Annotated in this window: 1 pseudogene; it reads left to right on the forward strand. The window is 45.0% G+C overall.

Annotation, left to right across the window (positions count from 1 at the left end):
* Positions 1-65: 65 nt before the first annotated feature.
* Positions 66-220, forward strand: a pseudogene (locus IQR33_RS35685) (hemin ABC transporter substrate-binding protein); the annotation flags it as partial.

Below are 220 nucleotides of genomic sequence, written 5' to 3' on the forward strand. Positions count from 1 at the left end.
TCAAGCAACTCAGTTACTCACTGAAGAGCCATCATAAAAATAAGTAAGATAGAGATCCTTTCAAAATGAAGAACACACGCATCACTATTCATGCTGTTGTCACGGCAGCTATTTCCCTACTTGCGAGTAGTCAACTTTTTGCCAATGAAACGCCATCCTCAGAGCGCGTTGTTAGCGCAGGCAGCGCCGTCACTGAACTCTTGCTTGAACTCGACGCTAA

Origin of the sequence: Vibrio sp. OPT46 (assembly GCF_015163535.1) — a bacterium.
GTDB classification, from domain to species: Bacteria; Pseudomonadota; Gammaproteobacteria; order Enterobacterales; family Vibrionaceae; genus Vibrio; species Vibrio alginolyticus.